Consider the following 7,065-nt stretch of genomic DNA (forward strand, 5'->3'; position numbering starts at 1 on the left):
TGACCTACTCGCGGATGCGCCACCATGTGCTACAAGCGGTGAAAACCCTTGAAAAAGAGGGCTACGACCCAGAAGTGATTGACCTGATTTCCCTGAAGCCCTTGGACTTTGAAACCATTGGTGCCTCGATTCGTAAAACCCATCGCGTTGTGATTGTAGAAGAGTGCATGAAGACGGGGGGGATTGGCGCTGAACTCTCAGCCTCAATTATGGAGCGCTACTTTGACGAGTTAGATGCGCCGGTTATTCGCCTGTCCTCCCAAGATGTGCCCACCCCCTACAACGGCACCCTGGAGAATTTGACAATTGTGCAACCGCCCCAAATTGTAGCGGCAGTGCAGAAGCTGGTGCAGGGGCAGATTTGACCATGGGGAAATATCGCGGCTGGCTCATTGTCATTTTGGTATTGCTGATGGCCGCCACATGGGTCATTTTGCGCACACCGGCTCGGCTGGGCTTAGATTTGCGGGGGGGTGCCCAACTGACGTTACAGGTGCAAGCCACAGACAAGGTGCCACAAATTACGCCCCAAGTCCTCGCAGCGGTTCAAGGGGTGGTGCAGCGGCGAATTGATGGCCTTGGCGTTGCCGAAGCAGTGGTACAAACCGCAGGGGAGGATAAACTCTTGGTGCAATTGCCGGGGGTAACGGATCCTCAGCAGGCGGAGCGGATTCTTAAAGGGACGGCACAACTACTCTTTGCTGCTCAAAAACCGGGCACAGAGGCTCAACTGCAAATTGAGCGGCAACTTCAGTCGCAGTTGCTCCTAGAACAAGCCCAGCTGTTGGCAGAGCAAGCCAAGAATGCCGACAATCCTGAGGCCTTGAAGGAGATTGAGGCAAAGCTAGCCAAAAACCGCGAATCCCTTGAAAAAAGCCAGCAGGCGATCGCCAGCCTATTTGAACCCTCGGATTTAACAGGCGCCATGCTGCGGGAAGCCTTTGCCAGCCCCATCGCCCCCGGTTCCCCCAACTGGAGTGTGATTGTCCGCTTTGATAGCCAAGGAGCAGAACTCTTTGCCCAGCTTACAAAGGAAATTGCTGGCACAGGGCGCAGCTTGGGAATTTTTCTGGACAATCGCCTGATTAGTGCGCCCACGGTTTCTGTGGAATATGCCCAAACGGGCATTGTTGGGGGAAGTGCAGAAATTTCCGGGGGTTTTAATGCCCAAAGCGCCAATGACTTGGCCATTCAGTTGCAGGGGGGAGCGCTACCTGTGCCCCTAGAGGTGGTGGAAAACCGCACGGTGGGCGCTTCCTTGGGTCAAGACAGCATTCGCGATAGCCTCTATGCCGGTTTGGCGGGCTTGGGGTTGGTGCTGATCTTTATGGTGGCCTATTACCGCCTGCCGGGCCTGATTGCCGATATTGCCCTCATTCTCTACGCCATTTTTACCTACGCCGCATTTTTGCTGTTTGGGGTAACGCTGACATTGCCGGGGATTGCGGGTTTTATCCTCAGTATCGGTATGGCGGTGGATGCCAATGTGCTCATCTTTGAGCGTACCCGTGAGGAATTACGGGCGGGGAAAACCCTCTACCGTGCCGTTGAATCGGGGTTTGATCGCGCCTTTGCCAGTATTCTGGATAGCAATGTCACCACCCTAATTGCCTGTGCTGCCCTCTTTGCTTTAGGAACAGGGTTTGTGCGGGGCTTTGCCGTGACCCTTGCCATTGGGATTGGCATTAGTATGTTTACGGCTCTCACCTGTAGTCGCACGTTTCTGTTTTACGCCATCAGCATTCCCAGTCTGCGCAAGCCCAATTGGTTCTGTCCAAAACTGGAGAGTGTCCGATGAGCTTTAGTGTCAATCGCCGGCGATCGCTCTGGTGGGGGGTATCCCTAGCGGTAATTCTCAGCGGCCTCGCCGCCATGGCTTTCTCTTGGGCATCCCTAGGGAGTCCCCTGCGCTTGGGTTTGGATTTTATTGGCGGCACGCGCTTGCAATTGGAACTGGCCTGTAGCGCGACGGGAACTTGCTCCCAGCCCATTGATATTGATGCGGTGCGCCAGATCCTCAATGAACAGGGATTGGGCAACAGCAGCCTGCAGGTGGTTGATCAGTACGGGCTGAGCATTCGTACAACGCCCCTCAACGTGGATCGGCGCACCCGCCTCACGGATGCCCTCACCCAAAGAATTGGTAATTTTGACCCCCAGAAAACGCAGATTGAAACCGTTGGCCCTACCCTTGGCGAAGAAATCCTGCGATCTGGATTGCTGGCACTACTGGTGTCGTTTGTTGGCATTACGGTCTATCTCACGCTGCGCTTTCAGTTTGACTATGCCTGTTTTGCCCTGGTTGCCCTTGTCCACGATGTGCTGGTAACCACGGGGGTCTTTGCCATTTTGGGACTGGTGGCCGGGGTGGAAATTGACAGTCTCTTTATTGTGGCGCTGCTGACGATCATTGGCTTTTCGGTGAACGACACGGTGGTTATCTACGATCGCGTGCGGGAAACCCTGAAGCTCAACCCTGACCTTGACATTAAAGAAGTGGTGGATCAGGCGGTTGTCCAAACCCTAGGTCGCTCGATTAACACCACCCTAACGACGCTCCTGCCTTTGATGACTATCTTTATCTTTGGCGGTGACACGCTGCGCTACTTTGCCCTTGCCCTGATCATTGGTTTCACGACGGGTGCCTATTCCAGTATTTTTATTGCCAGTACGCTCCTTGCCTGGTGGCGCGATCGCCAACCTCCCCGTCCTGCGGCGAATACACTGGAGACAACGCCTACCCCCTAACCGGTTGTGCTCATTCCCCTCACCCAAGAAAAAGTCCGTCAATTGGTGCCGCTGGTGGCCACGGGTTCCCAGTATCGCTATGTCTGGGGTAAACTGCAGGACTTTCTGCGACGCTTGACCTTCTCCGTTGTCGGCGTAGCCTTAGTGGCCTTTGGTTTGAATTTTTTAGGGGATAGCACTCAACTGGTGTTGGGGCTGATTGCCGGTCTCTATTGGCTGTGGGCACCGGCAGTACTGGCCACCTTTCGCAATCGTCGCCATCGGCGGTTTCCCTATGGGGGTTTTTGGCGCGGGCGCGTTTTGGAGGTCTATGTTACGGAAGAGTTAGTGGGCAAAGAGGAGACCGTTAACGACAAGGGGGAACTGGTGATTATTGAGAACCGCGAACGCTGTCTGAATTTAGAGATCGGTGATAAAACGGGCTTTGAAACAAGAGTTCGTGCCAAGTTGCTGCGTCAACACCGAGGCATTCGCCCAGGGGATGTAGCGGAAATGCTGGTTCTCTCCCGTCGCCCCGATTTGGCAGAGATTGGGCTGATTTCTGAAGTCTTCCTGCCCCGCCATCGCCTCTGGGTGGGCACCTACCCCATCTTGCAGCGGGATGTTTTTGAGGATCTCTCGGAGAGGCTGCGGCGCAAAGCCCGTCCTCAAGCTCCTCGGCGATCGCCCCGCCCACGCGGTTCCCGCCTGTGATACCTTAGAGGAGAGAAATAAAAGTTAACAATTTTAGATCTTCCCTTGACTGCTCTTACTTTCTCCTCTGTTTTCCCTTTACTGCGCTTTGGCACACGGCTAGGTTGGTTGCTCTTTGGCTTTGCTGCCTTTTTGGTGTCCATTCCTGTTTTTATTGAGGCGCCTTTGGTGCGAACCCTGCCCTGGCTGAGTTTGGCCCTGACGCCACTCCTGCTGGGTCTGAGTTTCTCTCTGCAATGTCAACCTCGCTACCGCTATTGGGGGGAGATGCTCTATGGCTTTAGCTGGTGCTGGGGGGCAGGTTCCCTCTACTGGGGGTGGTTGCGCTGGGAACCCCTGTGGCACTTGCCCATTGAGGCGCTCCCCATGCCGCTCATGCTCTGGCACCTCCGGCAGCGGCAGCAACTGGTGGGGGTGTTCTTTTTTGGAGGCTCTTTTTTGGGTACAGCGATCACCGATGCTTATTTTTACCTGATTGATGTGATTCCCCATTGGCGAGCGATCATGTATCTTGAGGGGGATGTTATTTCTGTTCAGGAGATGCTGGCGCAGGCGATCGCCCAAGCCCAGACGTTTAGTGGCCAAGTGTGGGGAGTTCTTTTGAGTTTAAGTTTGCTTCTCATTGGTTTGCTGCCCCTCTTTGAATCCCGGATTCGTCGTGGCCACCCCTCCGTCTTGCCTGTGTGGGGATTTATGGGTGCTGTCTTGAGCACACTCGTTGTGGATGGTCTTTTTGGCCTTACCGTTGGCTTGGTATCTGTAAGTTAAAAGGGTGACTCTCTCTTAGCGCAAGTGACTAAAATCAGCACAGAGGGATTCAACGGCAGTCATGGGGGGTTTTTCTCACCTTTGCTTCATAGGTTCGGCTCTTCTCTTTTGCCTTGAGGGCTATTATCGGCTGAAGCTAAAGGGCATGAAGGTGGCCAGCCCTAGCTCCATTGGCGAGTTACAGCAATGCCAGCGGCAGGTGGCACAGGAAATAGGCAGCGGCAGTTGGCGCGAGTACGTGCAGGTGTTTGGTCAAGTGACCACTTCTCAGCCGCTGCTCTCAGAGGTGAAGCGGATTCCCTGCGTCTATTACAAAACCATCATCAGCCGCGAGGATAAAAAAGAGGGGAGCGATCGCCGCAATCGTCGAGAACGCCACTCGGAAATCATTGGCCGCCATGAGCAGTCCACCCTCTTCTTTCTGCGAGATCAGCAAGGGCAAATTGAGGTGAACCCCCTCGGTGCTGAGATTGAGGCAGTGCAGGTCCTAGACGAGCTGCGGCCAGCGGATAAACCCCATTCTTTTTCCCTCTCGCTGGGGTTTTTGTCCTTGAACTGGCGCTTTGGCAATCCGCCAACCCTCGGCTATCGCTACCAGGAGTGGGTGTTGCCTTTGGGACAGCCTGTCTCAGTAGTGGGCATGGCCTCAGATCAAGGGGGGGTTCTCCGCCTGCAAAAGCCGCAAAGCAGGGGACAGAAATTCATCATTTCCCTGAGTTTTGAAGATCAGCTTATCCGGGAGTACAAACAGCAAAGACGGAAAATAACCTATGCTTCCCTGAGTGCTGCCCTCTGTGGTGTCTGTGGCCTAGTCTTGAGCTTGTTTTAGTCAGGTTCTTACTGCGGGTTTTTAGGGTGTACCCAGATGATCCGCCGCTGATTGGCGGCAATTAAATTGGCCTCCTCCTGGGCAATGCGCTGCCGTGCTTGGGGCTGGCGATCGCGCTCCTGTTTCAGTTGCAATTCTTTGACCCGTGCCTCCAGTTGCCCTACTTCTGCTTCGAGGGCATGGAGTTTTTGCAGTTGACTGCGCTGATAGGGCACGAGCTTAGCGATCGCCCCAAGGGCAAAAGCGAGTAGCACTAGGTTCACTGTAATTTTAGCACCGGCTTCCCAGGCGATCGCGGGAATTCTTCGAGGAGAGTGAATCATGACTCAACCGTGAACGGCGATTTGTTTATCAATCAGTATAAAAAGAAAGAAGCAGCTCCCCTGCCTCAGCAACCACATTGGGAACCGCCTCAAGGTTAGTGTGGAAAAATAAAGTAATGCAGCCGGTGGTCAGCAACTGTGACGACTACTTGTACAACTCAGTGGAGAGACGAAATGCCAGCACCGCAGGCAGCAGAGCAATCACAAGAGCAACGTAAACTTGGGTATCGGTCAGTGCCATGAACAACTCCTTTGGGGAATAACAGTCGCGATCAAGCGCTGTATTTATTACTCCATAGGCGCTTCCCTTTGGCAACGCTTGCTCATAGTTTTTAACATTTCCCCTCTAGGTCTGTGGGGTAACCCTAGGACGCCGCTGGGGCAGCCGCCGCAGAATCGCCAGCATTGGAAGTCCTGTGCCCACAAGTGTTAGCAAACTCAGCCCCACCAAGAGAACATAGAAGGGACGCCCCACCTCCCCCCAATAGGTGCCCTGATGTAGGCTCAGGAAAATTGCCGCCTGTTCTTTGGAGAGGCCAAACCAGTTGCGCCCAAGGCGATAGGCCATTCCCGTCGTGGCGCTCACCAGCAGGGGCAAGGCTGCAATGCCCGCCAAAAGATGATGCAGCCGCCGTGCAGACCGCTGGGCAGGGAGCGATCGCCCCCACAGGAGACCCAAACCCGTGGCAATGATTCCCAGCAAGCCCAAACCAAGGATCAACACATACAGCGGTACCCCCCATTCCCCCAGATAGCGGCCTTCATGCAGCGTCATCATTGCCCGCCCAAAGTCCTTGGAGAGTCCAAACCAACTGCGCCCCAGACGATGGGCGATTCCCGTGGTGGCAGAGATCAATAGGGGCAGGGCAAAGAGCAGAACCAAGAATTGATGCCCCTGACTGCTTATTTTGGTAAGGCGCTGTTTGAGAGTACTCATGGCTACACCTTTACAGGCAAAGGAATCCACAGTGTAAAAGCAGTACCGCGATCGCCTGTGTAGGGACTGGTAACCTGCAAGCTCAGACCATAGGGGCGGAGCAAATCCTGAGCGATCGCCAACCCCAAACCACTGCCCTCAATTTCGCTGTCCGCTTGAATCCCGCGATAGCCGCGTTCAAAGAGCCGCGACTGTGCCTCTGCGGGAATCCCACAGCCCGTATCCCAAACCGTTAATTCTAAGACAACCGGCGTGAGGGTCAAACGCAAACCAATCGTGCCCCCCTTGGGGGTGTACTTAAAAGCATTGTCCAGTAAGTTGCCCACCACCTCCTGCAGCACCCGTTCCTCTAGCCAGATGGGCGGGAGTTGGGGCGGCATTTCCACAATAAAGGTTTTGCCCTCCATTTCCGCACGGGCTTGGGCGGCGGTGATCAGGGGAGAGAGGGTTTCCGACAGATCTAGAGGTTTACCGGCAAGGGGCAGGGGTTGACTGCCCCTCAAGGCAGGAGTCTTGTTGCGCTGTTGGCGATAGTCCTCCAACAGTGCCATGAGCCGCTCTGTTTCCTTGGCAATCCCTTCGGCGAGGGGGCGCCCCTGGTGATCGGGTTCCAACCGTTTGAGCAGCAGCTTGACAAACGTACGAATGGCGGCCACGGGATTGCGCAGTTGATGGAGTAAATCCTCAAAGCGTTGCTGCTGATCCAGCGGGTTGGCGGGAGAGTGGCTGAGCCATTGTTGCCGTTGATCTAGGACGCAGGCGATCGC

The 7,065-nt window shown here is 54.8% G+C and carries 10 protein-coding genes; 6 read left to right on the plus strand and 4 right to left on the minus strand.

The features are described from left to right. The 6 genes from Q0711_RS10070 to Q0711_RS10095 all read left to right on the plus strand — a co-directional run. Positions 1-365, plus strand: a 365-nt coding sequence (locus tag Q0711_RS10070) for a transketolase C-terminal domain-containing protein (RefSeq protein WP_298612589.1), incomplete at its 5' end; no start/stop codon positions are given. Between the two features lie 2 nt (positions 366-367). Next, positions 368-1,798: a protein translocase subunit SecD gene (gene secD / locus Q0711_RS10075; RefSeq protein ID WP_298612586.1), complete on the plus strand. Its 1,431-nt coding sequence runs from the start codon at positions 368-370 to the stop codon at positions 1,796-1,798. Beyond that, entirely contained in the window at positions 1,795-2,748 is a 954-nt protein-coding gene (secF, locus tag Q0711_RS10080) for a protein translocase subunit SecF (protein ID WP_298612583.1), read from the plus strand. The genes secD and secF overlap by 4 nt, the downstream gene beginning before the upstream one ends. Before the next feature lie 6 nt (positions 2,749-2,754). After that, the gene (locus Q0711_RS10085) at positions 2,755-3,441 is read left to right on the plus strand and encodes a phosphate ABC transporter permease (RefSeq protein WP_298612580.1); all 687 of its coding nucleotides are present in this window, start codon (positions 2,755-2,757) and stop codon (positions 3,439-3,441) included. A gap of 45 nt (positions 3,442-3,486) precedes the next feature. Further along, positions 3,487-4,209 carry a DUF3120 domain-containing protein gene (locus Q0711_RS10090; RefSeq protein WP_298612577.1) on the plus strand — a complete coding sequence of 241 codons (723 nt, stop codon included), beginning with the start codon at positions 3,487-3,489 and terminating at the stop codon, positions 4,207-4,209. A gap of 61 nt (positions 4,210-4,270) precedes the next feature. After that, on the plus strand, positions 4,271-5,038 hold the full coding sequence (locus Q0711_RS10095; protein WP_299042465.1) for an E3 ubiquitin ligase family protein: 768 nt from the start codon (positions 4,271-4,273) through the stop codon (positions 5,036-5,038). Between the two features lie 8 nt (positions 5,039-5,046). On the opposite strand, the gene Q0711_RS10100 is transcribed toward Q0711_RS10095, so the two are convergent. From Q0711_RS10100 to Q0711_RS10115, 4 genes are all read right to left on the minus strand, one after another. Beyond that, complete coding sequence (locus Q0711_RS10100) at positions 5,047-5,361, minus strand: hypothetical protein (RefSeq protein WP_298612571.1); 315 nt, start codon at positions 5,359-5,361, stop codon at positions 5,047-5,049. Between the two features lie 145 nt (positions 5,362-5,506). Further along, positions 5,507-5,602 carry a photosystem I reaction center subunit XII gene (psaM, locus tag Q0711_RS10105; RefSeq protein ID WP_011056052.1) on the minus strand — a complete coding sequence of 32 codons (96 nt, stop codon included), beginning with the start codon at positions 5,600-5,602 and terminating at the stop codon, positions 5,507-5,509. Positions 5,603-5,707: 105 nt separating this feature from the next. Further along, positions 5,708-6,298 carry a PepSY domain-containing protein gene (locus Q0711_RS10110; RefSeq protein ID WP_299042468.1) on the minus strand — a complete coding sequence of 197 codons (591 nt, stop codon included), beginning with the start codon at positions 6,296-6,298 and terminating at the stop codon, positions 5,708-5,710. Positions 6,299-6,300: 2 nt separating this feature from the next. Next, on the minus strand, positions 6,301-7,065 hold a 765-nt coding region (locus tag Q0711_RS10115; protein WP_299042471.1), incomplete at its 5' end, for a HAMP domain-containing sensor histidine kinase.

It is taken from the genome of uncultured Thermosynechococcus sp., assembly GCF_937958135.1.
Classification (GTDB): Bacteria; Cyanobacteriota; Cyanobacteriia; order Thermosynechococcales; family Thermosynechococcaceae; genus Thermosynechococcus.